Source organism: Flavobacterium niveum (genome assembly GCF_055231775.1).
Window position 1 is genome coordinate 206071 of sequence record NZ_JBUYSX010000003.1, and the last position, 26068, is coordinate 232138.

The 26068-nt window shown below is 45.2% G+C and carries 25 protein-coding genes; 8 read left to right on the plus strand and 17 right to left on the minus strand.

Annotation, left to right across the window (positions count from 1 at the left end):
• The first annotated feature begins 48 nt into the window (after window positions 1-48).
• The gene (locus tag ACZIX4_RS09235) at window positions 49-561 is read left to right on the plus strand and encodes a DUF6155 family protein (RefSeq protein WP_463335342.1); all 513 of its coding nucleotides are present in this window, start codon (window positions 49-51) and stop codon (window positions 559-561) included.
• A gap of 123 nt (window positions 562-684) precedes the next feature.
• On the plus strand, window positions 685-1305 hold the full coding sequence (locus ACZIX4_RS09240; protein ID WP_463335343.1) for an L-threonylcarbamoyladenylate synthase: 621 nt from the start codon (window positions 685-687) through the stop codon (window positions 1303-1305).
• Window positions 1306-1373: 68 nt separating this feature from the next.
• Here ACZIX4_RS09240 and ACZIX4_RS09245 read toward each other — a convergent pair whose 3' ends face one another.
• The 5 genes from ACZIX4_RS09245 to ACZIX4_RS09265 all read right to left on the minus strand — a co-directional run bounded on the left by ACZIX4_RS09245 (window position 1374) and on the right by ACZIX4_RS09265 (window position 8327).
• A complete protein-coding gene (locus tag ACZIX4_RS09245; protein ID WP_463335344.1) occupies window positions 1374-2951 on the minus strand; it encodes a T9SS type A sorting domain-containing protein in 1578 nt (525 codons plus the stop codon).
• 85 nt (window positions 2952-3036) lie between these two features.
• Entirely contained in the window at window positions 3037-4830 is a 1794-nt protein-coding gene (locus ACZIX4_RS09250) for an ABC transporter ATP-binding protein (protein WP_463335345.1), read from the minus strand.
• Window positions 4831-4838: 8 nt separating this feature from the next.
• The gene (truA, locus tag ACZIX4_RS09255; RefSeq protein ID WP_463335346.1) at window positions 4839-5573 is read right to left on the minus strand and encodes a tRNA pseudouridine(38-40) synthase TruA; all 735 of its coding nucleotides are present in this window, start codon (window positions 5571-5573) and stop codon (window positions 4839-4841) included.
• Between the two features lie 17 nt (window positions 5574-5590).
• Entirely contained in the window at window positions 5591-6001 is a 411-nt protein-coding gene (locus ACZIX4_RS09260) for a thiol-disulfide oxidoreductase DCC family protein (protein ID WP_463335347.1), read from the minus strand.
• A 157-nt stretch (window positions 6002-6158) separates the two neighbouring features.
• The gene (locus ACZIX4_RS09265; protein WP_463335348.1) at window positions 6159-8327 is read right to left on the minus strand and encodes an endonuclease MutS2; all 2169 of its coding nucleotides are present in this window, start codon (window positions 8325-8327) and stop codon (window positions 6159-6161) included.
• 126 nt (window positions 8328-8453) lie between these two features.
• Between ACZIX4_RS09265 and ACZIX4_RS09270 the strand changes: the two genes are divergently transcribed.
• Window positions 8454-9119: a uracil-DNA glycosylase gene (locus ACZIX4_RS09270; RefSeq protein WP_463335349.1), complete on the plus strand. Its 666-nt coding sequence runs from the start codon at window positions 8454-8456 to the stop codon at window positions 9117-9119.
• A 90-nt stretch (window positions 9120-9209) separates the two neighbouring features.
• Here the strand turns inward: ACZIX4_RS09270 and ACZIX4_RS09275 are convergent, their stop codons facing one another.
• From ACZIX4_RS09275 to ACZIX4_RS09285, 3 genes are all read right to left on the minus strand, one after another.
• Entirely contained in the window at window positions 9210-10142 is a 933-nt protein-coding gene (locus ACZIX4_RS09275; protein WP_463335350.1) for a transglutaminase domain-containing protein, read from the minus strand.
• Between the two features lie 17 nt (window positions 10143-10159).
• A complete protein-coding gene (locus ACZIX4_RS09280) occupies window positions 10160-11005 on the minus strand; it encodes a substrate-binding domain-containing protein (RefSeq protein WP_463335351.1) in 846 nt (281 codons plus the stop codon).
• Between the two features lie 128 nt (window positions 11006-11133).
• Window positions 11134-12639, minus strand: coding sequence for a succinate CoA transferase (locus tag ACZIX4_RS09285; protein ID WP_463335352.1), 1506 nt, complete (start codon window positions 12637-12639; stop codon window positions 11134-11136).
• Between the two features lie 156 nt (window positions 12640-12795).
• On the opposite strand from ACZIX4_RS09285, the gene ACZIX4_RS09290 reads away from it, so the two are divergent.
• Window positions 12796-13593 (plus strand): helix-turn-helix domain-containing protein, encoded by a 798-nt coding sequence (locus tag ACZIX4_RS09290; RefSeq protein WP_463335353.1) that lies wholly within the window; start codon window positions 12796-12798, stop codon window positions 13591-13593.
• 95 nt (window positions 13594-13688) lie between these two features.
• On the opposite strand, the gene ACZIX4_RS09295 is transcribed toward ACZIX4_RS09290, so the two are convergent.
• The 7 genes from ACZIX4_RS09295 to ACZIX4_RS09325 form a co-directional block, all read right to left on the minus strand.
• Window positions 13689-14558, minus strand: coding sequence for a nucleoside phosphorylase (locus tag ACZIX4_RS09295; RefSeq protein WP_463335354.1), 870 nt, complete (start codon window positions 14556-14558; stop codon window positions 13689-13691).
• Between the two features lie 93 nt (window positions 14559-14651).
• Window positions 14652-15005, minus strand: coding sequence for a translation initiation factor (locus tag ACZIX4_RS09300; protein ID WP_463335355.1), 354 nt, complete (start codon window positions 15003-15005; stop codon window positions 14652-14654).
• 121 nt (window positions 15006-15126) lie between these two features.
• Window positions 15127-16077, minus strand: a complete 951-nt coding sequence (locus ACZIX4_RS09305) for an isopenicillin N synthase family dioxygenase (RefSeq protein ID WP_463335356.1) — start codon at window positions 16075-16077, stop codon at window positions 15127-15129.
• Window positions 16078-16355: 278 nt separating this feature from the next.
• Window positions 16356-16646, minus strand: coding sequence for a hypothetical protein (locus ACZIX4_RS09310; protein ID WP_463335357.1), 291 nt, complete (start codon window positions 16644-16646; stop codon window positions 16356-16358).
• Between the two features lie 90 nt (window positions 16647-16736).
• Window positions 16737-17207: a hypothetical protein gene (locus ACZIX4_RS09315; RefSeq protein WP_463335358.1), complete on the minus strand. Its 471-nt coding sequence runs from the start codon at window positions 17205-17207 to the stop codon at window positions 16737-16739.
• 243 nt (window positions 17208-17450) lie between these two features.
• A complete protein-coding gene (locus ACZIX4_RS09320; protein ID WP_463335359.1) occupies window positions 17451-17732 on the minus strand; it encodes a hypothetical protein in 282 nt (93 codons plus the stop codon).
• 237 nt (window positions 17733-17969) lie between these two features.
• Window positions 17970-18677 (minus strand): SIMPL domain-containing protein, encoded by a 708-nt coding sequence (locus tag ACZIX4_RS09325; RefSeq protein WP_463335360.1) that lies wholly within the window; start codon window positions 18675-18677, stop codon window positions 17970-17972.
• A 510-nt stretch (window positions 18678-19187) separates the two neighbouring features.
• Here ACZIX4_RS09325 and ACZIX4_RS09330 point away from each other — a divergent pair.
• A complete protein-coding gene (locus ACZIX4_RS09330; RefSeq protein ID WP_463335361.1) occupies window positions 19188-21164 on the plus strand; it encodes an alpha-ketoacid dehydrogenase subunit alpha/beta in 1977 nt (658 codons plus the stop codon).
• 59 nt (window positions 21165-21223) lie between these two features.
• Here the strand turns inward: ACZIX4_RS09330 and ACZIX4_RS09335 are convergent, their stop codons facing one another.
• Window positions 21224-21655 (minus strand): nuclear transport factor 2 family protein, encoded by a 432-nt coding sequence (locus ACZIX4_RS09335; protein ID WP_463335362.1) that lies wholly within the window; start codon window positions 21653-21655, stop codon window positions 21224-21226.
• Between the two features lie 123 nt (window positions 21656-21778).
• On the opposite strand from ACZIX4_RS09335, the gene panB reads away from it, so the two are divergent.
• From panB to ACZIX4_RS09350, 3 genes are all read left to right on the plus strand, one after another.
• Window positions 21779-22597: a 3-methyl-2-oxobutanoate hydroxymethyltransferase gene (gene panB / locus ACZIX4_RS09340; protein ID WP_463335363.1), complete on the plus strand. Its 819-nt coding sequence runs from the start codon at window positions 21779-21781 to the stop codon at window positions 22595-22597.
• Window positions 22598-22643: 46 nt separating this feature from the next.
• Complete coding sequence (locus tag ACZIX4_RS09345) at window positions 22644-23339, plus strand: RluA family pseudouridine synthase (protein ID WP_463335364.1); 696 nt, start codon at window positions 22644-22646, stop codon at window positions 23337-23339.
• A 98-nt stretch (window positions 23340-23437) separates the two neighbouring features.
• Window positions 23438-24784, plus strand: coding sequence for a hypothetical protein (locus ACZIX4_RS09350; protein ID WP_463335365.1), 1347 nt, complete (start codon window positions 23438-23440; stop codon window positions 24782-24784).
• Here the strand turns inward: ACZIX4_RS09350 and argH are convergent.
• The gene (argH, locus tag ACZIX4_RS09355; RefSeq protein WP_463335366.1) at window positions 24779-26059 is read right to left on the minus strand and encodes an argininosuccinate lyase; all 1281 of its coding nucleotides are present in this window, start codon (window positions 26057-26059) and stop codon (window positions 24779-24781) included. The two genes, ACZIX4_RS09350 and argH, sit on opposite strands and share 6 nt — an antisense overlap.
• Window positions 26060-26068 lie beyond the last annotated feature (9 nt).

Consider the following 26068-nt stretch of genomic DNA (forward strand, 5'->3'; position numbering starts at 1 on the left):
CTATCAGGTTGCGAAAATATCAAAATAAAGCCGTAATTTTGGTATGTTATGAGTAAACGCGACCTGAAAAAATACCTTACAGAACTGCCGAAGGAAGAACTGGAAGAGCAACTGCTGGCTTTGTACGAAAAATTCCCTGAGGTGAAAACCTATTACAATTTTGTTTTTAACCCAAAAGAAGACAAGTTAGAGCAGGAAGCCAAGGTAAAAATCGGTGCCGAATACTTCCCGCCGAAAGGCAAGCGCCCCAAGCTGCGCCGCAGTACCGCCCAAAAGTACATAAAGCACTTTATAAACCTGGGGGTAGACCCGTTTGTAGTGGCCGATGTAATGCTGTATAATATAGAGATTGCCCAGACGTATTCGGGGAGCAAAACCATACGCTACGAAACCTTTTACAAGAGCATGCTCAATTCGTATAAGCAGGCGGTGGACTATGTAATAGCAAACGGCATGGCGCCCAACTTTAAAACACGCATAAACAAAATATACACCGAAGCCATGCACCAGCGTTGGGAAAACCGCAAGGAGTTTGAGCGTATTTACGATAACTTTGAGTAGTATTTTTCTTTATAAAGTGTTAAGCTAAGTGTAGTGTAATTTATTGTAGAGTAACTTTACATAAACTATGCGTACACAACTGTAAAACAAACTTTAAACCTAAAACCTTACACCAAAAAAACAATGGCACAATTCATAAAAATATACCCGCAGAATCCTAATGAGAAGGAGATAGCCAAAGTCGTAAAAATCCTCCAGGATGGTGGTATTATCATTTACCCGACCGATACTGTTTACGGACTTGGGTGTGATATTACCAACAGCCGCGCTTTGGAACGCATTGCCAAAATAAAAGGCATTAAGCTTGATAAGGCCAACTTTTCATTTGTTTGCAGTGGCCTGAGTAATTTGTCAGACTACGTAAAGCAGATTGATACCAGTACGTTTAAGATACTGAAACGCTCGTTACCGGGGCCATACACGTTTATTTTGCCGGGCAACAACAACCTGCCTAAGGAATTTAAAAAGAAAACTACCGTGGGTATCCGTGTGCCGGATAACAATATAGCGCTGGAAATTGTGCGCCAACTTGGCAACCCCATTATCAGCACTTCTATCCACGACGAGGACGAGGTGATAGAATACAGTACCGACCCTGAACTGATATTCGAGAAATGGCAAAATTTAGTAGATGCCGTAATTGACGGCGGTTATGGGGATAATGTGGCCTCTACCATTATAGACCTTTCGGGTGATGAGCCTGTTGTAGTCCGTGAAGGCAAGGGCGACCCTGATATTTTTTAGTGAAGTTTAATAATATACTATAAATAGCAACGGCTTCCTGTGGGGAAGCCGTTGCCGGTTTTGGGAATTTAGTTAGCAGTTTTGATTAATTTAATTGCCGGTAAACCGTCCGTTTTTAAAATATAGTTGCCGGGGGGCAGTGCTGAAACATCCAGCGGCTGGCCTGCTGCCAGACTGAAGCTACTGATGTTTTGGCCCAATAGATTGATGATCTCTCCTTTTATAGTGGTAGTAATTCCACTAAAATATACGTTGTCTGTTGCAGGGTTAGGATAGATGAAAACACCATTACTCTGCGGGTTTGCTGTGCCTGCCGTAGCTTCAGGACTTAGTTTGGTAAAGTAAGGGTAGTATTCGTCGGTTTGCTGCGGGTCATAAGACAGTCCGTCGGGAGTTATGGCGCCTATGGCCATACCCGAAAGATAAATGCTGCCGTCGGCACTAATACTTGCCCCGTCAAAACGGGAGTAAAATTGCGAGTTTATTTTGTGGGCAAACTGTACAATCCCTTCGGCGTTGTATTTTATAATCGCAGCATCATAGTTGAACGGATTTGTAATGGTAGTAACGCCATTGCCCCAGTCGGTAGTAAAGCGGGTATATCCCGAAATATAGACATTGCCACTGGCATCCTTAGAAAGATAATTGCGGTTACCCAAGCTAAAACCGCCCTCACCGGGAACTTCACGCACCCACTGGTATTCGCCGTTACCGTTTAGTTTTGCCAGGAAAAAATCCTCCATACCATAAGGTGAGCCTTCGGTTGTAATACTGTCAAATTCCGTTTCGCCCCACATAAATGAACTAAAATAAACAGCATCAGGCCCTGTAACTATAACGTGGGGCTCGGGGCAGGTAATGTCTTCCACATACTTCACCCACTGGAAGGTACCTTCGGCATTGTATTTTACAAGGTACAGGTTGTATTGGAACTCCGTACCATGTACTTCACCTGCAAAGGTAGCGTCGTTATCGGCGCAGGCCCCCGTTGCGTAAATATTTCCGTCGGTGTCAGTAGCCAGGTAGGCTATGCGTGTGGTGTGTTCCTGTTCTATGGTTTTCAGCACAGTACCATCTGTCAATGAAAGTTTTTCTATAAATGCTTTGTAGAAATCAGAATAGCCTATGTACAGGTTGTTATCGCTGCCAATGGTTATTGCATTAAAGTCGGCAATCTCGTTATAGGTATTGTCTCCGTAATCGTTAGGCACAAATGCCCTGTGCCAAAGCAGGTTTCCTTCCGGACTGAATTTTGCCAGCAGCCACAGTTCGCCCTGTTCTACAGTAGATATCGCCAAATCGTCCACGCTTATTTCGTTTACATAACTCAGCGCTACGTAAATGTTGCCATCGGCATCGCTTACCATATTGTGCGGCTGCACATGTCCGTTAATGGTTTTAGAGAACAACAGCGTACCGTCCGGGCTGTATTTTTCCAGCGATATATTGCCCATTATGCTGTTATAGATAAACGGAGTGTCTTTAAAACCTACCACAAAGGCATTGCCCTGGGCATCTACCGTGGTGGGGTAGCCCATCAGTTCAGTATTAAATATTACGGTTACATCAGGTATTTTAAGCCACTGGAATTGCTGTGCAAAAACAGCAGCAGGCAACAGTGCGAGTATAAGTAGTATTTTTTTCATAAGCATTCTTTATACCAAATATACCTTTTACCTGTAACCGTATAAGGGTAAAACAGGTAAGCGGTACGTATGGTTTAGTAAATGCTTATTTCAACTGAGAATTTGAATCTTCCTCAGTTTCAGTAACAAATTGTGAAAAGTACAGGTTGCGGTAGTAGCCTGCACTGCGGTTTATGAGTTCGTAGTGTGTACCTTCTTCCACTATAAGCCCCTTGTCCATTACGATGATTTTATCAGCATTGACTATGGTGGCCAGCCTGTGGGCAATAACTATAGAAGTACGGCCTTTGGTAATGGCTTCGGTGGCAATGCGTATCATTTCTTCCGAATGGGTATCAATGCTTGATGTAGCCTCATCCAGTATCAGTATCGAAGGGTTGCTTACATATGCCCTAAGGAATGCTATAAGCTGGCGCTGCCCTGACGACAGCATTACGCCGCGCTCTTTTACATTGTATTCGTAGCCGCCCGGCAGGCTCATAATAAAGTCGTGCACACCTATGGCCTTGGCAGCGGTAATAACCTGCTCTTCGGTTACAGCGGGGTTGTTCAGGGTAATGTTGTTGTATATGGTATCGGCAAACAGCACCACATCCTGTAGCACTACGGCTATCTGGCGGCGCAGGCTGCTTAGGGTAAACTCATTAATATCGGTGCCGTCTATGGTAATGGTACCACTGTCTATTTCGTAAAAACGGTTCAGCAGGTTAATGATGGTACTTTTACCGGCACCCGTAGAACCCACAATAGCCACTGTTTGCCCTGCATTTGCCGTAAGGTTGATGCCGCGGATTACTTCTTCGCCCGGCAGGTAGCTGAAACGCACATCTTTAAACAGCAGGTTGCCGTTAAAGTGCGGTGCAGTAAGCGTACCTTCCTTCTGGGTATTGTCTTCTATGTCAAGCAATTCAAAAACACGGTCGGACGCTACGATACCCATCTGCATTTCGTTAAACTTATCCGCAATCTGCCTCAGCGGGTTAAACAGCATGGGGATGTACATAATGTAGGCAAAAAGGTCGCCCTGGGTGGTAAGGTTACCGTGGTTAATGATATCAAAACCGCCGTACCATATGATAAAGCCAAGGGTAAGCGATGAAATAATATCGGCAATAGGGAAGAAGATGGAGTTGTACAATATGTTCAGCTTCCAGGCATCGTTATGCTTTTTGTTTATCTCCTTAAATTTTTTGTATTCAATATCTTCACGGTTAAAAAGCTGCACGATTTTCATACCCGTAACACGCTCCTGTACAAAGGTATTCAGGTTGGCTACCTGCGCACGCACTTCCTCAAAAGCCACTTTCATTTTCTTCTGGAAAATACGTGTGGCATACAGTAATACAGGCATGGCTATAAGCACTATAGAGGTAAGCTTCCAGTTAATCCAGTACATAAAGCCCAGTATCACTACCATTTTCAGCAGGTCGCTGATAATCATGAACAATCCCTGGCTGAATATCTTGGCTATGGATTCTATATCAAAAACGGTGCGGGTTACCAAACGCCCTACTGCTTCGTTGTCGAAAAACTTCATGCGGAAGCGGGTAATGTGGGCAAACAGCCTTTCGCGTATATCCTTCACAATATCCTGCCCCAGCCAGTTGGCCCAGTATACAAAGTAAAACGATGAGGCCACTTCTATAATAAGCGATATGCCCATTATGGCTACAAACAGCATAAGGCCGTCCATGTCTTTCTGCTTAAAGTGGTTGTCTATAGTGTATTTAAGCAGGTAAGGGCGCAGTGCCGCGAATACAGACAGGGTAGCTGAGAAAATGATTACCCAGGTAAAACGGCTGCGGTACGGTTTGGCAAAACGCATTACTTTGGCAAGCGATGCGGTATTTTTATTTCGGGTTTTGGTATTCTCTTTCATAAGGTGCATCAAAGATACGGATAAATTACCTTAGTAAGGTAAAGCCCGTGTGCCGGCACCGAAAAACCTGCACGGCCCCGGTCGCGGCTTTCTATTATATTCCGTACATCCTGTACGGTAAGTTTGCCCAGGCCTACATCGACTAATGTGCCGACAATGGCGCGTACCATATTCCGCAGGAAACGGTCGGCCGAAATGTGGAACACCAGCTTGTTACCGTGCTGTTCCCAACGGGCTTCGGTTATTTTACAGTTAAATGTCTTAACATCGGTATGGGTCTTGCTGAAGCATTTAAAGTCGATATAGTCAAACAGCACCTGTGCGGCTTCATTCATTTTAACTACATCAAGCGGGTGGAAGTTAAACCAGCTGCCTTCGTTTATAAAAGCATCCTTAAACGTATGGATGTGGTATTCGTAGCTGCGGCTTACAGCATCAAAACGGGCATGGGCATCATCATGCAGCGGGATAAAACGGTACACCACAATGTCCTTGGGCAGGAATGCATTTATCCTTTTGGTAAGCGTGTCTGAGTCGATTACACCGTCGTAATCAAAATGTGCGTACATCTGCGTGGCGTGTACGCCGGTATCGGTACGGCCTGCACCTGTGGCATCTATTGGGGTACGCAGCAGTGTAGAGAGCGCCTTGTTCAGCGTTTCCTGCACCGATGGGCTGTGGGGCTGGTATTGCCAGCCGCAGTAGTTTTTTCCGTTATAGGCAAATGCTGCAAAATATCTCAAAATGTGTTTGTCTTCGTTTATAAAAATTTAGCCTTCATTTCAGGCGTGGGCAGCATGCAGGCATCTTTTTTACCGTACCATTTGTAACGGTTGCGTGCCACATAGTCGTATACCGCGTTACTAATCCCTTTAGGCAGTATCTTAAATGCCGACATCAGCGAATATATACCGCCCAGTTCTGAGGCAATGTGCAGTGCGGCTTCGGCTTTGTAATAGTAGGCACTGCCGGGTTCGTAGAGGATAATCGAATCGGTTTTGGAAGTATCGATACCAATGTAGCTGATAATCTCCTGCCCAAGCTCCGACTGTATCGCCACAAACCGGAATACGTCCTTTTTATCGCGCTTAATGAGGAACTGCACCGTGGCATCGCACAGGTTGCACACCCCATCAAACAGTATTATTTTTTTATCGCATGGTAAGTTCATTTGTTTAAGGTTTAAAGTTTAAAGTTTAAGGTTGAGCTTCACTCAAACGTTCCGTCATTGCGAGGAGGTACGACGAAGCAATCTTATAAAGAAGCTAAACTACCAGTTTTACAACGATGAGATTGCTTCGTTCCTCGCAACAACTGACAACCAACAACTATTTCTTCACCGCCTCCACAAGCTCCAGTTGCTCAAAATCTACCTTACTGGTAAAAATACCGTAGTTTACGGTAGCCTTGTTTTTCTCTAACGATTCCAGCGTGCCTACGGCCTTGCCGTCTATCATTCGTACGCGGTCGCCTATTTTTATAGGCAGTTTCGGTTTCGGGGTAGCGGCCTCCTTTATTTTCTTTTCCTTTTTCTCCTCGCGTATTTCCTCGACCTTAACCTTCACTTCGGCCATTATCTTTTTCTGCTCTACCTCTTTTTTCTTTTTCTCTTTCGGTTCCAGCTTCTTGCGCTTAGAGTTTTCTATCTCAACAGTCTTCAGGAATTCGCCTATCATTTCCTTCCTGTTCTTGTTGTTAAAGTACTTCTCGCTCATGTCGTCCAGCTTTTGCCCAAGGTAAATCAGGCGCTGGTTAGCATCGTACAGTTCCTGGTAGCTTTCCAGTTTTTGCTGTATGCGGGTATTGATGTTCTCCATCTTTTTGCCCTCCTCACGTGCGCGTTCTTCTTCTTCCTTAAGGATTTGAGAAGTTTTTTCCAGCTTGGAACGCTCTTTTTGCAGCGTGGCAATGGTCTTGTCAAAACGTACCTTGCTGCCTTCAATTTTCTTCTTGGCACGGTTAATCAACCCGTACGGAATGCCGTTTTTCTGTGCCACCTCAAAGGTAAACGAGCTACCTGCCTGGCCCAGTATCAGCTTGTACATCGGTTCCAGCGATTTCTCGTCAAAAAGCATATTCGCATTGGTAGCAAACGGCAGTTCGTTAGCCAGTATCTTCAGGTTGGTGTAGTGTGTGGTGATGATACCGAAGGCTTCCCTGTGGTAAAACTCCTCCAGGAAGGTTTCTGCCAAAGCACCACCCAGCTCAGGATCTGACCCCGTACCGAACTCATCGATAAGGAACAACGTCTTGTCGTTACATTTACGCAGGAAGTAGTTCATGTTCTTCAGGCGGTAGCTATAGGTACTCAGGTGGTTTTCTATGCTTTGGTTATCGCCGATGTCGGTAAGGATGCGGTCAAACAAAAACGTTTCACTGCGCTCGTGCACCGGGATTAGCAGTCCGCATTGCAGCATCAGTTGCAGCAGGCCAATGGTTTTTAGCGTGATACTCTTACCACCGGCATTCGGTCCCGAAATCACGATGATACGGTTGTTATCGGTAAGTTCTATGGTTTGCGGGTAGGTAGGCTGTTGCTTTGCCTTGTTGTTCAGGTATAAAATAGGGTGGAACGCCTCACGGAAGTACAGCCTTTTTTCCTCAACAATCGTAGGTAAAAGTGCGTTGATGCGTTTGGCGTACTTGGCCTTGGCGGCAACCACGTCTATATCGGTAAGCAGTTCCTGGAACTCAAACAACATTGGTACGTATGGCCTTACCATATCGCTGAGTACTTTCAGTATGCGTTTTATTTCCTCAGTTTCTTCGTACTGGTAGTTGTTCAGCTCACGCGAATAACGCATGGTAGTATCAGGCTCTATGTAGGCAATGCTTCCCGTTTTGGAACTTCCCAGTATCGAACCCTTAACCTTACGGCGGTACATGGCGGCAACGGCCAGCACACGGCGGTTTTCTACCACGGTTTCCTTAATATCGTCAAGGTAACCAAGGCTGTTGTAATGCGTAAGCGCCGAAGCAAAGCTCTGGTTAATGCGCCCGCGTACCTCATTTATCTGGCGGCGTATTTCGCGCAGGGCCGGTGAGGCATCGTCTTTTACCTCGCCGTATTTATCAATTACATCGTCTATGTATTTTACCAGTTCCTTGCTGAACTCTACCGTAGCTGCGCGCTTGTTCAGGGCAGGGTAGTAGTCGTCAAATTTGGCAAGGAATTTCAGCATGGTGCCCACCGTATCGGTAAGCGTGGCTATTTTCCGGAATGCCGCGGCATCAAGGTAGCTGTCTTCAATGGACAGGAATTTCAATTCGGCAGTAACCGGCTCAAAACCGTGGTTTGGCAGGGCATTGTTATTATCGAAAGACGAAAGGTATTCAGATGTTTGCTTCAGGGCATCCATAAGCTGCTCCCGGCTGGTAAAGGGGGCTATGGTAAGTGCCCTGTCATGCCCGAGTTCGGTAACGCATCGTGCTGCCACTTCTTCCAGTACCGTACCGAACTCAAGGTCTTTTAATGTTTTTTCTGTGATGGATTTCATTATGTATTGCTACAGCAAATTTTATGCAAAAATACTCATAAAACCGCACAACTGTATTATTGGCAGTTAAGTTTAGGTGGTGCTAATGCCTCAGGTTGCTTATATTTGCCATAGAAACCGATTATAATGAACGTAAACATACACCCTTCGTGGAAGGAAGTGCTGGCAGATGAGTTTGAAAAACCGTACTTCAGCCAGCTCATAGACTTTGTAAAACACGAATACACCACGCATACCTGTTACCCACCGGGCAAACAGATTTTCTCTGCTTTCGACCATTGCCCGTTCGATAAGGTAAAGGTGGTCATAATAGGTCAGGACCCGTACCACGGGCCGGGGCAGGCAAACGGGCTGTGCTTTTCGGTGGCTGATGGTATACCGTTGCCGCCGTCGTTACTCAATATTTTCCGTGAAATACAGGCTGACCTGAACAAACCGTTCCCGCCTACAGGCAACCTGGAACGCTGGGCCGACCAGGGTGTGCTGTTGCTTAACGCGGTGCTTACCGTGCGCAGAAGCGAAGCCAACAGTCACCAGGGCAGGGGCTGGGAACAGTTTACCGATGCGGTGATACAAAAGGTTTCTAATGAAAAACAGGATGTGGTGTTTTTACTTTGGGGTGGCCCCGCCAAAAAGAAAGGCGCCCGTGTAGACCGTTCTAAACACCTGGTGCTGGAAAGCGGCCACCCGTCACCACTGAGCGCCAACAGGGGTCTGTGGTTTGGTAACAGGCATTTCAGCCGCGCCAATGCCTTTTTGGCAGAAAAAGGAAAACCTACTATAGAATGGTAAATGAGTCGAAGGTCGAAAGTCATAAAGTCGAAAGAAGTTAAGCGATTACCAGACTTTCGACTTTATGACCTTCGACTTTATGACTCTTATTTAATTAAACGTCAGTTGCCCCAGTATCTCCTCGCTCATAAAAGGCCCGCCGGGGTAGGTAGCGGTATAGTCCAGGTTGAGCCATATCTGGCCGTATTCGTCTTCGTGGTAATGCACTTCGCGGCCACGGCTTTCATCCACAAATAAATATTGTTTTATCAGGTAGTTGGCTATTTCCAGGTCGGCTTTTTTACCCACCAGCATTTCGGGGTACAGGTGCCCGCCCGTATGGATGATGCGTGGTGTACCACCTATAGCACGTATACATGCCGCCATAAGTATGGCATGGTCGTCACAGTCGCCTGCAAAGTGCTGTAACGATTCGTCGGCGGTGGCTATATATTCGGCATTGCGTGGGTCGTTAACGTACGTCCAGCGGTTGCGTATGTCCTTAAAAACCGAAAAGCACTGTACCATCAGCCGCTGGTTGTGGAAGCCTTTTATCCCTTTAAAATATTTGGTAGCAGCACCCACGGCATAGTTGCGCACCTTTGGGTTGTTGTAGTCTACTGCGTCAATGATTTCGCCTTTGTTAGGAAACGGCAGCAGGCGCGATACTATTACATCCTGCGGGTTAGGATCGTACGCCATAGTATAGACCATAGCCTGGTAATCTTCGTACACCGACAGGAAACCGTAATTGCCAAAAACCGACCCGTACAGCAGTACCATGAGGTACACGAAAATGCAGAAGAACAGCACTTTTTTCATGAAGTGCAGTACCAGCTGTATGGCGGCTACCATGGTTATGAAAATCAGTACACGGTCTATGTGCAGCGGCCACTGCGGGTCTATAATATTCTGGTGCAGTATAATGAACAACGGCACCGTAATAAGCACATTCAGTACAAAAATGATAATGGAATCCCAGGGCTTCTTTATAACAAGCCTTTCCCTAAACTGTTTTATTTTAGAAAAATCGGGTAGTTTCATTAACCATGGTAGCGCGTTTACGGCGCCAGGTTTTCAAAAGGTATTTGTTTATCGGTAATGCCCAGTTGCAATAATTGTTCCTGTATTTTGTCAAACGTAATTTTGTCCGGTTTCGTTTGCGACCAGCGGGTTAATTTAAGCCATTCGTTAATGTCGTCTATCTTCTGCCCGTAGCGTTCTGCCAACGTTTTGTCTATACTTGGTATCTGTTTGAAATCAAGCGTGGTATTATTGATTATCTCAAGTGCTTTAGCAATAGCCTCACCTTTGGTTTCCAACACCTCATTGCGCACGGCAATCACAAAACTCGGCCACGGCGTAGGGCAGTCGCCTACCCGTCGGAAGATACCTTTGTCTACAATCGGCTTGGTCATAAAACGCTCCCACATAAAATAGTCGGCACGGCCTTCGGTAAGGGCTTCCACAGCGCCGTCCAGGGTATTAACCACCTCAAAACGCAGGTTGGCCGTGTTCCATTTTTCCTCCTTCGCCTGTACATACGCCATAAGGTGCGAACCCGAGCCGTAACGGCTTATGGCTACAATTTTGTTTTCAAGGTCGTCTGTGATCTGGTAAGAGGAATTAGCCGCAACGTGTATGCCCCATATCAGTGGCGACTGCACGTATATCTGCACTATTTTACTGGGATTGCCGGCTACAATGTCTTTTACAATGCCTTCTGTAAGTATTACGGCAATGTCGGTTTCGCCGCTGCGCAGCATCTGGCACAGCTTGCCCGTACCTTCGGGTATATCGGTCCATTGCAGGTCGATGCCCTGTTGTTCAAATTCGCCGTTTTCTATGCAAAGGTGCCAGGGCAGGTTGAAGTGTTCGGGTACCCCGGCTATAGTAAGTGTTGTCATCAGTTAATGCTAAAAGGTTTCCTGACAAATTTACTACGTTCGGCCAAATTAATACCATAAAAAATCCCTAAACCGAAACCGGAATAGGGATTAAAACAAATAAACGCAAAAAATTATGTGTAAGTACATCAGGCAGTACACAGCTGCTTCATGGTGCCGTTCTTTTGCAGGCTTATGTGCCATGAAAAAGCCTCCTCAAGTATATGTGGTGTGTGGCCGCCGCGCAGGCAGGCCCTTTCGTAATAATCCTGCAGTGCTTCTTTATAATCAGGGTGTACACAGTTTTCTATAATCACTTTAGCACGTTCGCGTGGGGCAAGGCCACGCAGGTCGGCAAGGCCCTGTTCGGTAACCAGTATGTCCACATCGTGCTCACAGTGGTCGGTGTGCGATACCATAGGCACCACGTGGCTGATGCTGTCGCCTTCTTTTGATGCCGACTGTGTTACAAATACGCTCAGGTAGGCATTGCGCGCAAAATCGCCCGAGCCGCCTATGCCGTTCATCATTTTAGTGCCGGAAAGGTGGGTGGAGTTTACATTGCCATAAATATCAAACTCTATAGCTGTATTTATGGCAATAACTCCCAGCCTTCGTATTATTTCAGCGGCATTGCTTATATTTTGGGGGCGAAGGATTATCTTGTCTTTATACTGTTCAAAATTTTGTACCAAATGGTCGTACATCGGTTTAGATACCGTAATGGATGAAGCCGATGCGAAGTCCATCTTGCCGCTGTCCATAAGGTGGAACGTGCTGTCCTGCAACACCTCGCTATACATGGTCAGGTTTTCGAAATTGCCTTTTTCAAAGCCCATCATTACGGCATTTGCCACTTTGCCTATACCCGCCTGTAGCGGCAGTAGGGAAGGGGTAAGCCTGCCGGAAGCCACTTCGTCTTCAAAGAATTTTATAAGGTGGGCGGCTATGGCTATGGTTTTTTCATCGGGTTCTGCGGTTGCGGCAGGGCTGTCGGGCAGTTCGGTAAACACAATACCGACAACCTTTGCCGGGTCAACCGGGATATGGGTAATGCCTATCCGTGTTTCGGGTGCGGTTACGGCAAATACCTCCCTGTGCGGGTAGGCTTGCGGCACCAGCACATCGTGTATACCATCAAAAGACAGGGGTATGGCGGTATTTATTTCAATAATAATCTTTTTGGCCAGCTTTGCAAACGAAGCCGAGTTGCCAATCGACGTTGTGGGGATGATGTTACCGTTTTCGTCTATACCAAGAGCTTCTATCACCGCGAAATCAAGCTGTGGCAGGTGGCCGTTAGCAAGCAACTCGGCGGTTTCGCTAAGGTGCTGGTCAATGAACAGTACTTCGCCTGCATTGATTTTTTTGCGTAGTGGTGCATCCACCTGAAACGGCATCCTTTTGTACAGTGCATTGGCTTCAGCCAAATCAGTATCGGTAGTATGCCCTAACGAAGCGCCTGTAATCAGGGTGATGCCTATATGTTCGTCTGCCGCCCTTTTGGCAAATGCGGGCAGTACGGCCTTGCTGTCACCGGCTTTGGTAAAACCACTACTACCTACCGTCATGTGGTCTTCAAAAAACGAGGCGGCTGTATCGGCTGATATTATTTTGGTAAGGTAATCCGGGAATTTTATTCTGCTAAAATCCATAGTAAATTCATTAAGATTTTTACTAAAAACCAAATAACAATTACCTTTGTATGGTATATTGTTATTAAGCTGTTAACTTTCTACTACAATATTACGAAAACGTTTAACTGACTGATTATTTGTTTTCGCCAAACAATTATCCAAAAAAGACAACAGGTGAGTACAAAGTATTATTTAACCGATGTAGATACCGAAGAGAAAAGCATTTACTGCCACCACGACCTGATGGGCGAGCTGCTGATACCCGAACACTACCATGTGAAGGCGCAGTTCCTCTATACCGAAGGTGGCGTGGTGTATGTGCGTACCGAAGGGCATACGTATTTTTTACCGGCACGCCATTTTATGTGGATACCTGCGGGGGTGCACCACAGTATACACCCCAGTAGCGAAAATGTAATGATGCGTAACCTATACTTTCCGGTGGAGGCTAAAGAGCCGGCATTCTACGGACGGGAGGGGATTTATCCGGTAAATGACCTGATACTGAACCTGCTGCTGTATACCAAAAAATGGAACGGTAATTTACAAAAGGGTTCTAAAAATTTTACCATAGCGCTGGCTTTAAAGATTTTACTTGCCGATACCGCTACAGAAAACCTGCCACTATCCTTACCCATGGCTAAGGACAAGCGCCTGGCGAAAGTGGTGGAATACATCAACAAAAACCTGGAAAAGAACCTGTTGTTTTCTAGCATTGCAGCCAAATTCGGGTTTAGTACGCGCACACTGCACCGGTTGTTTATTAAAGACCTGGGGATGTCGTTTATACGGTTTTTTACCATAAGCCGTATGCTGCGTGCCATAGAGCTGCTCACGGAAAAGCAACTCCCGGTAAGCGAAATAGCCCTTGCGGTGGGGTACAACAGCCTGCCTACATTCAGCAATACGTTCCATAAACTACTGGGTGTAAGGCCAACGGAATATGCTAATGGTAAGAATATCCTGGGGTAATAATACCGTTCCGTCATTGCGAGCGAAACGCAGTGGAGCGCGGCAATCTAAAATTAAGATTGCTTCGTCGTGCCTCCTCGCAATGACCGTCGGGACTACACTGCCAGTTTATCCAGCACGTAATTAATAAGGTTGTTTACTGCGGCATAAGGGTCGGCGCTAAAGGTACCGGTTGCCCTGTTGGCTATAATGGCATTCATGGAAAGTGCATTGTGCCCTAAAAGTGCCGATAAGCCGTATATGGCAGCTGTTTCCATTTCAAGGTTGGTAATGCGGTTACCGTTAAAGTTGAAGGTGTCCATTTTACCATTCAACTCCGGGTCTTGTATGCTAAGGCGCAATACGCGTCCCTGAGGCCCGTAGAACCCGCCTGCCGTAGCCGTAATACCTTTGTGTATATCAGTCGTGTAAATAAGTTCCTGTAGTTTTTCGCTGCCTTTAACGGCATAAGGCTTTCCCTTACGGATGTCCCAATGTGTGTGGTTTATAAAAGCTTCTTCGGTGGCGTAATCGGTAACTTCGTCTATGTTATACGAACGCAGCATGTTATCAAGCCCCAACCCGTAAACTGACATTACAATGCTGTCCACAGGTATATCGGCGTGCAGCGAACCCGAGGTGCCTACACGGATGATGTTAAGCGAAGTAAGCTTTTCTTTTGGCTGCCTTGTTTCCAGGTCGATGTTTACCAATGCATCCAGCTCGTTCAGTACAATGTCTATATTATCAGGGCCTATGCCGGTAGACAGCACGGTAAGGCGCTTGCCTTTGTACATGCCCGTTTGCGTTTTGAACTCCCTCTTTTGGGTAGAAAATTCAATACTGTCAAAATGCGAGGTGATTTTGGCAACCCTGTCCTGGTCGCCCACAAAAATAATATCGTGTGCTATGTTTTCCGGCTTCAGGTTCAGGTGGTATACGCTGCCGTCGGGGTTCAGTATCAGTTCTGATTGTTTAATTTCCATAAAAAATATGTGTGCTATAGCAGTACTAAAATAAAGAAAGCATTTGCATAAAGCAAATGCCTGTTGTTTTCTTTTTGATATGATTTTATAGGGTTACCCGCCTACACGTTTTACTTTGTAGCCTTCTTTGGTAAGGAAATCCATTATCTTATCACGGAAATTTCCCTGTATGATTATTTCCCCATCCTTAGCAGAACCGCCTACACCACAAAGGGTTTTCAATTGCTTGGCCAGTGTTTTAAGGTCTTCCTCATTCCCCACAAAGCCTTTTATAACCGTGGCTACTTTACCGCCGCGGTTTTTCTTGTCCAGGTGGGCTTCCAGCTTTTGCTGGTTTGGGGCAGGGGTTTCCTGGGTTTCTTCGTTATTGTCAAACTCAAAGTCCTTGTTGGTGGAAAACACAAACCCGCCAAGGTCTTCAAGATTCGTTATTTTTTTTGCTGCCATATAAACGTCATATAAACGTCCTGTCATTGCGAGCGGAGGTACGGAGCGTGGCAATCTATGGGATTGCTTCGTGCCTCGCAATGACAGGACTTGAAAATCTGTGTTATCAGTGTTGCTGAATCTATTTCTTTATCAAACCTAAATCCACAAGCCTTTCATATAAGAATTCACCGGCGGTAATGTCTTCATACAATTTAGGGTGGTCTGCATCAATACAGTTTTCAAGACAGTCCAGTTTCATTTCGCTAACCGGGTGCATAAAGAACGGTATAGAATAGCGCGATGTACCCCAAAGCTCACGAGGCGGGTTTACCACCTGGTGGATTGTCGATTTCAGTTTATTGTTGGTATGGCGACTCAGCATGTCGCCTACGTTTATCACCAGTTCATCAGGTTCGGCAATGGCGTCAATCCATTCGCCGTCATGATTTTGCACCTGAAGTCCCTTGCCCTGTGCACCCATAAGTAGGGTAATCAGGTTGATGTCGCCATGTGCAGCGGCGCGCACTGCATTATCAGGTTCATGGGTTATAGGAGGATAGTGGATAGGGCGTAGGATACTGTTGCCCTCGGCCACATACTTATCAAAGTAAAACTCGTCCAGGCCCAGGTACAGTGCCAGTGCATGCAACACGTAAACGCCGGTTTTTTCCAACATCTGGTACGCTTCCTTGCCCACGGTATTAAACTCAGGCAGTTCCTTTACCTCCACATTTTCAGGGTATTCCTGCTCGTACTTAGAGCCTTCAGGAAGGAATTGCCCAAAGTGCCAAAACTCCTTAAGGTCGCCCTCTTTACGGCCTTTGGCGTGTTCTTTACCGAACGACACGTAGCCACGCTGGCCACCGATGCCCGGTATTTCATATTGTTCTTTAACGTCAAGCGGCAGGTTAAAGAAGTTACGCACCTCACTGTACAGGCTGTCTACCAGCGTGTCGTCAAGGAAATGCCCTTTAAGTGCCACAAAACCTATTTCTTCATAGGCCTTACCGATTTCATTTACAAATTTTTGCTTGCGTTCCGGGTTACCCGAAAGGAAATCACGCAGATCCACACTTGGGATGTTTTGCATAAGAAAGGTTTATTGTTAATAACTTTATAAGGCGTAAAGCCTTGTGTTTACAAAGCTAAGATAATATTTTGTTTACCAAAGTGTAAGTTATTAACAATACCTGTGAGGTGCTGGTAACGCCTAATTTGTGTAGAGACGTTGCATTGCAACGTCTTGCTGTTCGGGGCTATAATGAACCTAATACGGTAGAGACAGATTGCATCTGTCTTGCATTTTTTTGAAGGTGAATTTAAAGGTGAATATTAATAGGAGACAGATGCAATCTGTCTCTACGGGGGCTAATCAATACAGTTAAGCTCAAGCACAGCAACCTTATTGCCGCGCTTTTGCGTAACAAAATTGGTATCAGCCTTTTTAATAAGCGAATCGCCTTCTTTTAAATCGATATAATCTTCGGGGAAACCATGGTTTGAAACATAGTCGCTTACGCTAAGTTTAAACGGCTTAGGATGGTCGGTTGTGGTAACCCTGTGTGACTGATTTTGGGATACATAAGTTACAGTTCCTCTGAAAGCCAGGTGCTTGGTTTCGCAATTCCTGTTATTTTCATCGGCAGACTGTATGGCCATATTTACCCAAATTGTTATGACAAAAATGGCCGCCAGAACTATAAAAATTTTTTGTCGCATGTCGGATGAAAAGGTACAAAATGCCTACTGCTAAGGCAGCATTCTGTGTTTGTAAATATGCTCGAAAAATTTAAGCATATGTTGGTTAAAGGCAAACAGTAACTTCTCTGTTTCCGTACCAAAATATTCTTCCGGGAGGTTGCCTTCAATATGTATGGATTTTGTTTCCGGGCCAAGGTTTATCAGGACCTGCTGGCTGCCTACATCGTTAATAATATATGTGCCGTTGTTGTAATCGTCTTTTAAGTTGCCGTAATCAGTATTCAAAAGTTGCTCAATATAGTTTCTGATTTCCTCAGGCATTTCGTTTAACACGCTATAATAAGTTTCCTTCTGAAAAGCATCAACCTGAATAGTGCACTTGTATTCAAAATCAATGACCAATTGGCTGCACAGCAGGCGTGCAGTAAAGCCATCGTATGCCGAATAAGCAAAAAGATACTGCTCATCAAGCATTACCTTTTGCTTTTCATCATTATATTTTCTGAATTGAGGAAGCATCTACCGGCAAATTTACAAACTTTCAACATTATAACATTCAACTCTCAACTTTCATTGCCTTTATTAGCCCTTCGCTGGCGCGAGCCTCAGGTTCTTACGTAATCAATGTTTCATTTTGCTATCGGCACGAGCGCGACGCTCGCGCCAGCGACGGGGATGAGTGGGTTTGTTTGTAGAGACAGATTGCATCTGTCTCACATTTTTTTGAAGGTGAATAGTATAGGAGACAGATGCAATCTGTCTCTACATGCCTAACGGTACGTAGGTGTATATTGCTACAACAATAAGGCTTGCTAATATCCTTTTGTGTAACGGGTTGTCCCTGAATAACTTTAGCGCACCAAATATATGCAACACGGCTATAAGGACATAACTAAGGATGTACAGCCACGCGTATTTATCAAACATTTTTTCTGATTCTATGCCTTCGCCAAACATAAGGAAATGGAAAAAAATACCTGCAATTACAAGTATTATCGGAGCTAAAAGGCTTATAGCGAACAGGAATATTTTTGAGATTTGCATATTGAGTTTGGTTTAAGGTTGGATGAGAGTATATTAAAAATACTACAATTCCCCGGCTTTAGAATTTCTTATCTTCAGGATAATTTCCTCGCCGTGTGTTATAGAACTGCAGGGGATTATAATTTTGTTCAGTGTGCTTTTGATGTCGTTTATTACTGCAAAGTTGCCACCGAGCATGGATTGAATTTTTAATGTGCCAATGATTTTTGGGCGAATAAATTGCATAGTTATGTTGGGTTACTCCAATGCAAATTTAACCTGGATGCTAACTACAAACTCCAGTTTCCTGAATTCAGTATACATCGGTGGGATGTCGGAAGCCCTGTTTCCATAAATGGCAACCGAAGATACATCTACCCTTTGGTAGGGCTGTATTGTTTTGCCACTGTTATTATCTGAAATGAGTAAGGCACGGCCGGGCTTTTGGTTCAGTGGTTGGGCCATTTTTATGGCATTTTGTTTAGCCTTTGCCACCGCCTTTTGTTTTAATACCAGTATAAGTTCCTCAGCTTTACTGTATTCTATTTTTTCAATGCTCACATTGGCTATGCCGGCCTTTTCAAGTTCGGCAAGTACTTTAGCGGCGGTAACGGCATCGCGTACCAGCAGCGAATACATTTTAGATTTTACAATGTTTTGCCCGCTAAGGAAATACTTTTTAAAGTCACTGCCCAGCTGCATGAGTGTAAGGTCTTTTTCGGTATTAATGCCCATGCCTTTCAGCGCGGCCTCCATGGTACGCTCCAGTTCTTCTACCGATTTCTTATTTTTAGAATCGGTTTCGTTAAGCGCTATCGAAATGTATATCCTGTCGGGTGCTATAAGCGTATCAGCGGTAGCCGAGGTTTCCAGGTAAGGCTGGTCTATGAAGTTTTTCTGTGCCTGTGCCGAAAATATACAAACAATAAACAATAAGATTATCCTTAGTAATATAATTGGTTTCATAATGGTTTGGTTTTTACGCTAAAATAGGAAAAATATACAAATAATTATGGTTGCTGAGTGAAGCTTAACCTGAAACTTTAAACCTGAAACTTTTCTCTCTGCAAAGTTACGCCCACATCCTCCACAAAGTACTGAACCCATTCGTTCAGTAAAATTGTTGAGTGAAGCTCCCAATAACCAATAACCGACAACCAACAACCAAAAAACTCGTAAGTTGTACTGAAAGCAGTTGTTCAGTAAAAACGCTGTGGAAAATGTGGAATATTCGGCGCTGCTGTGAAATGACGAAATTTGTTAGTTTGTTGATGTTTAGTGTTTTAATATTTTTAGGCAAAACTAAACTTCCACAGCTTTTTGTACTTTTTTGTGCAAAAAGTGGAATATCTTTTTGGGTGAATTTTCTAACAAATGTTAGTTTTGGATTGAGTTATAAATAAATTTTCCTAACACGTATTTCGCATATTGTTATTTTACTACATTTGAATAAATAAAGATATTTCAAAAAACCTCATGGATTTCGATAGAAAACAGTTGGGTAATGAACAATTACTCGATTTATATAAGAAATTATTAAAACCACGCCTTATAGAGGAGAAGATGCTTATCCTCATCCGACAGGGCAAAGTATCTAAATGGTTTAGCGGCATAGGGCAGGAGGCTATTTCTGTAGGAATTACCGCCGTATTACAACCCGATGAGTACATATTGCCCATGCACCGTAACCTCGGTGTTTTCACCGGGAGGGACATACCTTTGTACCGGCTTTTCAGCCAGTGGCAGGGCAAAGCTAACGGTTTTACCAAGGGGCGCGACCGTTCCTTTCACTTTGGCACACAGGAGTTTAAGATAATAGGTATGATATCGCACCTTGGCCCGCAGCTGGGTGTGGCTGACGGTATTGCCCTGGCGCACAAACTTCGTGGCGAAGGTAAGGTAACTGCCGTATTTACAGGGGAAGGCGCTACAAGCGAGGGCGATTTCCACGAGGCGCTGAACATAGCCGCCGTTTGGGAACTACCTGTTTTGTTTGTCGTTGAGAATAACGGCTACGGATTAAGTACGCCTACAAACGAGCAGTACCGATGCCAACATATTGCAGATAAAGGGATTGGCTATGGAATAGAGGCGCACATTATAGACGGGAACAACATACTGGAAGTATATACGAGGCTGACCGATATAGTGGCTTCGCTACGTGAAAATCCAAGGCCTGTACTGCTGGAATTCAAGACGTTCCGTATGCGTGGGCACGAGGAAGCCAGCGGTACCAAGTATGTGCCACAGGAACTTATGGATGTCTGGGCCGTAAAAGACCCTGTTGAAAATTACCGCAACTACCTTAAAGACAATAGTATACTGACTGATGAAGCCGATGATGCCATTCGTGCGGCACTGAAACAGGAGATAGACGAACACTACCAGCGTGCTTCGGCTGAGCCGGCTATTGAGGCCAGCCTTGAAGAGGAACTGGGTGATGTATATAAACCATATGATTTTGAGGATGTTGCTCCAAAAGGTGATGCCGAAAACATCCGTATGATTGATGCCATACAGCAAGGGCTTGCCCAAAGTATGGAACGCCATAACAACCTGGTTATCATGGGGCAGGACATTGCTGAATACGGCGGCGCCTTTAAAATAACCGAAGGTTTTGTGCAGCGTTTCGGGAAGGAGCGCGTACGCAATACCCCTATATGTGAGTCGGCTGTAGTATCGGCGGGGATGGGGCTGTCTATCAACGGCTATAAGTCGGTTATAGAGATGCAATTTGCTGATTTTGTGTCGACTGGGTTTAACCCGATTGTAAATTACCTCGCTAAAGTCCACTACCGCTGGCAGGAAAATGCCGATGTGGTGGTACGCATGCCTTGCGGGGCAGGGGTGCAGGCAGGGCCGTTCCACAGCCAGACGAATGAAGCATGGTTTACCAAAACCCCGGGGCTTAAAGTGGTGTACCCGGCGTTTCCTTATGATGCTAAAGGCTTGTTAGCCACTGCCATAAACGACCCTAACCCGGTAATGTTCTTTGAGCATAAAGCCCTGTACCGCAGCGCTTACCAAGAGGTTCCGAAAGAATATTATACACTGCCGTTTGGCAAAGCGGCACTACTTCGTGAGGGTACTGATGTTACGGTGATTTCATTTGGCGCAGGAGTACACTGGGCTATAGAGACGCTGGACCAGCACCCGGATATTAAAGCCGACCTTATCGATCTGCGTACGCTGCAACCTCTTGATACCGAGGCTGTTTTTGCTTCTGTAAAGAAAACAGGCAAAGCTATTATCCTTCAGGAAGATACGTTGTTTGGCGGTGTAGCAGGAGATATTTCGGCACTGATTATGGAAAACTGCTTTGAGTACCTCGACGGCCCTGTAAAACGTGTAGGCAGCCTGGAAAGTGCCATTCCGTTTACCAAAGCCCTTGAAGACCAGTACCTTCCCAAAACGCGCTTTGAAACTGCACTGAAGGAATTGGTGGCGTATTAGTAACTTAACTAACTCATTTATAACAAAAAAAGGGCTGTCTTAATGACAGCCCTTTTGTATTACGGCATACGCGTATCAATCAGGTATACAATCTTCCAGCCGTCCTTAAACTTAACCAACTCAAAGGAGTCCACACCCTTGTGGCTGAACTGCCCGTTTACAAAAAACTCATAATTAACCCATACGTGTGCTATGTGCCCGTCGGTCAGTACTTTGTAGTCTTTTGCCTTTTCTTCGAAGTTCGCCTTACCTGCCATGCTTTGCAGCCATGCGTAGAATTTCACGTCGGTTTCTTCGGTAAATTTATTGCCAACCGTATGTACTTCAACTGATTGCAGTATCATTTTGTCGGCGCATACTGTTTTTATTGTGGTTACATCAGCTTTGTTAAATGCAGTAAAAAAGGTCTCCACGGCTTTTTTAGCTTCAGCTTCTTGTGCCGAAACAAGTTGCAGGCTCAGCAGGGCCAGTAACACAAGTACTTTTTTCATTTCAATTTTATTAAATAAGTTATTGTTATAGGGATAATTGACCTGCGTGCTATTAATAAAAACGCAACAAAGGCCTTATTCTTAGCGCAATTTACTACTTTTACACTCCAAATTTAAAGAAAAATGTCAGTCGCTAAAAAAGATTATAAAAGGATAACCACCAAGTCACTTATAGAAATGAAAGCCCATGGCGAAAAAATTTCCATGCTTACCGCCTATGACTTTACCATGGCGAAAATCGTGGATACTGCCGGGGTAGACGTAATATTGGTGGGCGACTCTGCCAGTAATGTTATGGCAGGACATGAAACTACGCTTCCTATAACGCTGGACCAGATGATCTACCATGCATCATCGGTAGTGCGCGGGGTAGAGCGTGCGCTGGTAGTGGTAGACCTTCCGTTTGGTACCTACCAAAGTGATCCTAAAGAGGCATTGCGTTCGGCTATCCGCATCATGAAGGAAAGCGGCGCCCATGCCGTAAAGCTGGAAGGAGGCTCTGAAATTAAAGACTCGATTAAAAAACTGCTGCATGCCGGTATCCCTGTAATGGGGCACCTTGGGCTTACGCCGCAGTCGATATACAAATTCGGTTCATACACCGTGCGTGCCAAGGAAGATGCCGAAGCTGATAAGCTTATTGAAGATGCACAGCTTTTGGAACGCCTTGGCTGCTTTGCTGTAGTGCTTGAGAAAATCCCGGCGGCTTTGGCGCAAAGGGTTGCCGAAAGCCTTACCATTCCTGTAATAGGCATTGGTGCCGGTGGCGGGGTAGACGGGCAGGTACTGGTAATCCACGATATGCTGGGCATGAACAATGAGTTTAGCCCACGCTTTCTACGCAGGTACCTGAACCTTTTCGATGATATGACCAAAGCTATTGGACAATATGCAGCCGATGTTAAGTCTAAGGATTTCCCAAGCGAAAAGGAGCAATACTAATTGGTAATTCGGTTATTCGTTAATTTGTTTATTTGAAACTTCCGGTTTGAAGATACTCTCTACTAAAGACAATCTCGATGTCCTCTACGAAGACAACCACATTATTGTGGTTAATAAGCGTGTGGGCGATATTGTACAAGGCGATAAAACCGGAGATAAGCCTCTCAGTGAGGTTGTTAAAGAATACATTAAGGACAAATACAACAAGCCGGGCGAGGTTTTTTTGGGGGTAGTCCACCGGCTGGACAGGCCCACTACGGGCATTGTGGTCTTTGCGCGTACCAGTAAGGCACTCACCCGGCTGAATGATATTTTTAAAAACCGCGAGACCCAAAAAACCTACTGGGCCATTGTAAAGCAGCGTCCTGAAAGGGATTCCGCTATGCTGAAGCATTACCTTACCCGTAATGAGAAAAGCAATACCAGTAAGGCGCACACCAAAGAAGTGACCGGTAGTAAACCGGCTTCGCTGGACTACCGGATTATTAAGGTGCTTACTAACTACACAGCTCTTGAAATTGACCTGCATACAGGGCGACATCACCAGATACGCGCACAACTCTCAGCTATCGGTTCTCCCATAAAAGGCGACCTCAAATACGGTGCCGACCGCAGTAACCCCGATGGTGGTATTTGCCTGCATGCCCGTAAGCTGGTACTTACACACCCGGTTGCCAAAACACCACTTGAAATCATAGCCCCGGTTCCTGATGATGCTTTATGGCAAAGTGTTCAGGATTAGTGTCTTAAAAAGCAGTGTTTTTATTGGCATAACAATAACTTTTTATTAGTAATACCCATTTTTCAGGCTGCGTAAATTAGTAGTGAAAAGTTAGGGATATGAAAAAGCTTATTGTAATATCAGCATTCCTGGGCACACTGATGGTGCAGGCCCAGGAACATTTTGCAGGGATAAGCACATCGCTGCGTACAGGCATCCTTAACAGTACGGTAAACCCTGCCGCACTGGCTAATCTTAATGAAACTTTCTCTTTTAATACGCTGTCTGTCAGTGCGTATATGTCGAATAACAAGATGGGCTTTAACGAACTGGTATCCGGTAATAATTTTGAAGAAGCCATTTTTTCGGGCGATAAACCCGCCAGTATCCGTGCTGATTTCGAAATCCTCGGCCCTTCTGTAGCATGGAAGGTGGATAAATGGGTATTTGCCCTCACCACAGCAGGAAAGACTAAAGCGAATATCGTAAACGTGAACAACGACCTGGGTAATGCCATTGTAAACGGAGCTTTGCCGGAATCGGTAGAGACTGCATCGACGCTATTAGTGGATTATGACCAGAAAGCCTCGGCAGTAACCTGGGGCGAGATTAGCTTTTCTGTAGCCCGCGAACTGTATTCCGAAAATGGGCATACTGTTAATGGTGGTGCTACTGTAAAACTCCTGATGCCGGGTACCTATGCCCGAATGAATGCGAGTGATTTCAGTGGTACGCTTGCGCTGAACGACAATAGTGTGGCACTTACCGATGCCTATTCTAATATAAGTTTTGCATATTCAGGGGCATTGAAGGATGACTTTAACGACCGGTCTAATTTTGTAGATTATTTTGGGAAGCCAGGTGGGGTAGCGGCTGATATTGGCCTAAATTACAACTGGAAACCCGATGATGAGAAGCTGTACCGTATTAATGCAGGTGTGGCGTTGCGAAATATGGGAACCATGACGTTTAAAGACCCTAATAATCAGAGCAACAGTTATGTAATTAACGTTCCTGAGGGGCAATATCTCGACTTACAGCAGTTTAGCGGCGATGATGATTTGGAAAGCATTGAGCAAAAACTAATAAACAGCGGTTTTGCCCAGATTACCAAGCAAAATACTGATTTTAAGGCAAAAATGCCGGGCACATTGGCTATGTATGCCGATGCCAATATTTACGGAAGTTGGTACCTTGGAGCCTACCTGCAACGCAAACTGAACCAGGATTATGAAGTAAACCAGATAGCGGTACAGGATGTGTTTACCGTAACACCGCGTTTTGCCACCCAAACATTTGAAGCCTTTTTACCCATAAGCGACAGCGAAATCTCAGGTTTTGCTATGGGGCTTGGCCTGCGTTACGGGGGTTTTTACATCGGTTCGGGTTCGCTGTTAACGGCTGTCTTTAATAACAGTAATACCCACCAGGCCGATGCTTATTTCGGGTTCAGGTTTAGTTTATAGGGATTTATCCATTTTAGTTACAATCTCATCAAGGCATAGGTTGTTGATACTGCCCTCATGTGTATGGTTCGTTGCTTTTGGCGATACAAAGGTGCCTTCGTCTACCTGGCCGCCTACAATTTTGTACGCATCGCGGAATGGTATGCCTTGGGTAACCAACTCATTCAGTGCATCTACAGTAAACAGGTAATCATACTTTTTATCGTCCAGTATATTCTCGTTAACCTTTATTTCCTTAATCGAATAATGCGCCATTTCCAGGCACGATTTCAGGGTTTGCAGTGCCGGGAACAATCCTTCCTTAAGCAGTTGGAATTCCCTGTGGTAACCGCTTGGCAGGTTGTTGGTTATGAGGGTTATTTCATAAGGAAGTGCCTGTATTTTATTGCATTTGCCACGTATAAGCTCGAAAATATCCGGGTTCTTTTTGTGCGGCATAATGCTGCTGCCGGTGGTTAGATGCTGTGGCAGGCTTATAAAATTGAAGTTCTGGCTCAGGTACAGTGTAATGTCCATCGCAAGCTTAGCCAACGTACCCGCTACCGATGCCAGTGCAAAGGCAGTGGTTTTCTCTACTTTGCCACGGCTCATTTGCGCAGCAACAGAGTTGTATTTTAGTGTGGCAAAGCCCATTTCTTCAGTCGTAAACGTACGGTCGACAGGGAAGGAACTGCCGTACCCCGCCGCTGAACCCAGTGGATTCTGGTCGGCTACGGTAAGCGCTGCATTGAGTAGTGTAACATCGTCTATCAGTGTTTCGGCATAGGCTGAAAACCACATCCCGAACGATGACGGCATAGCCACCTGAAAGTGGGTGTAACCCGGTAAAAGTATGTTTTGGTACTGCCTGCTTTGCGCAATAAGCAGGTCGAAAAGTTCCTTAACCTGCGCTTTTATGGTTTGAAGTTCTGCTTTAATATACAGGTGTATATCTGTAAGAACCTGGTCGTTACGCGAACGTGCCGTGTGGATTTTTTTGCCGGTATCGCCCAGCTTTTCTATCAGCAGGTATTCTACTTTGCTGTGTACGTCTTCAAACAAATCTTCTATGGTAAAGTCACCTTTTTTGATGTCGGCCAATATCTCCTCAAGTGCAAGTACAAGGTCGGTTGCCTCGGCTTCGGTAAGCAGTCCCACTTTAGCAAGCATCTTCGCCTGTGCAATGTTGCCTATAACATCATACGGAGCCAGTACAAGATCGAGTTCGCGATCGTTGCCTACGGTGAATATATCGGTCTTTTTATCGGTAGGTATACCTTTATCCCAAAGTTTCATTTTTAATTT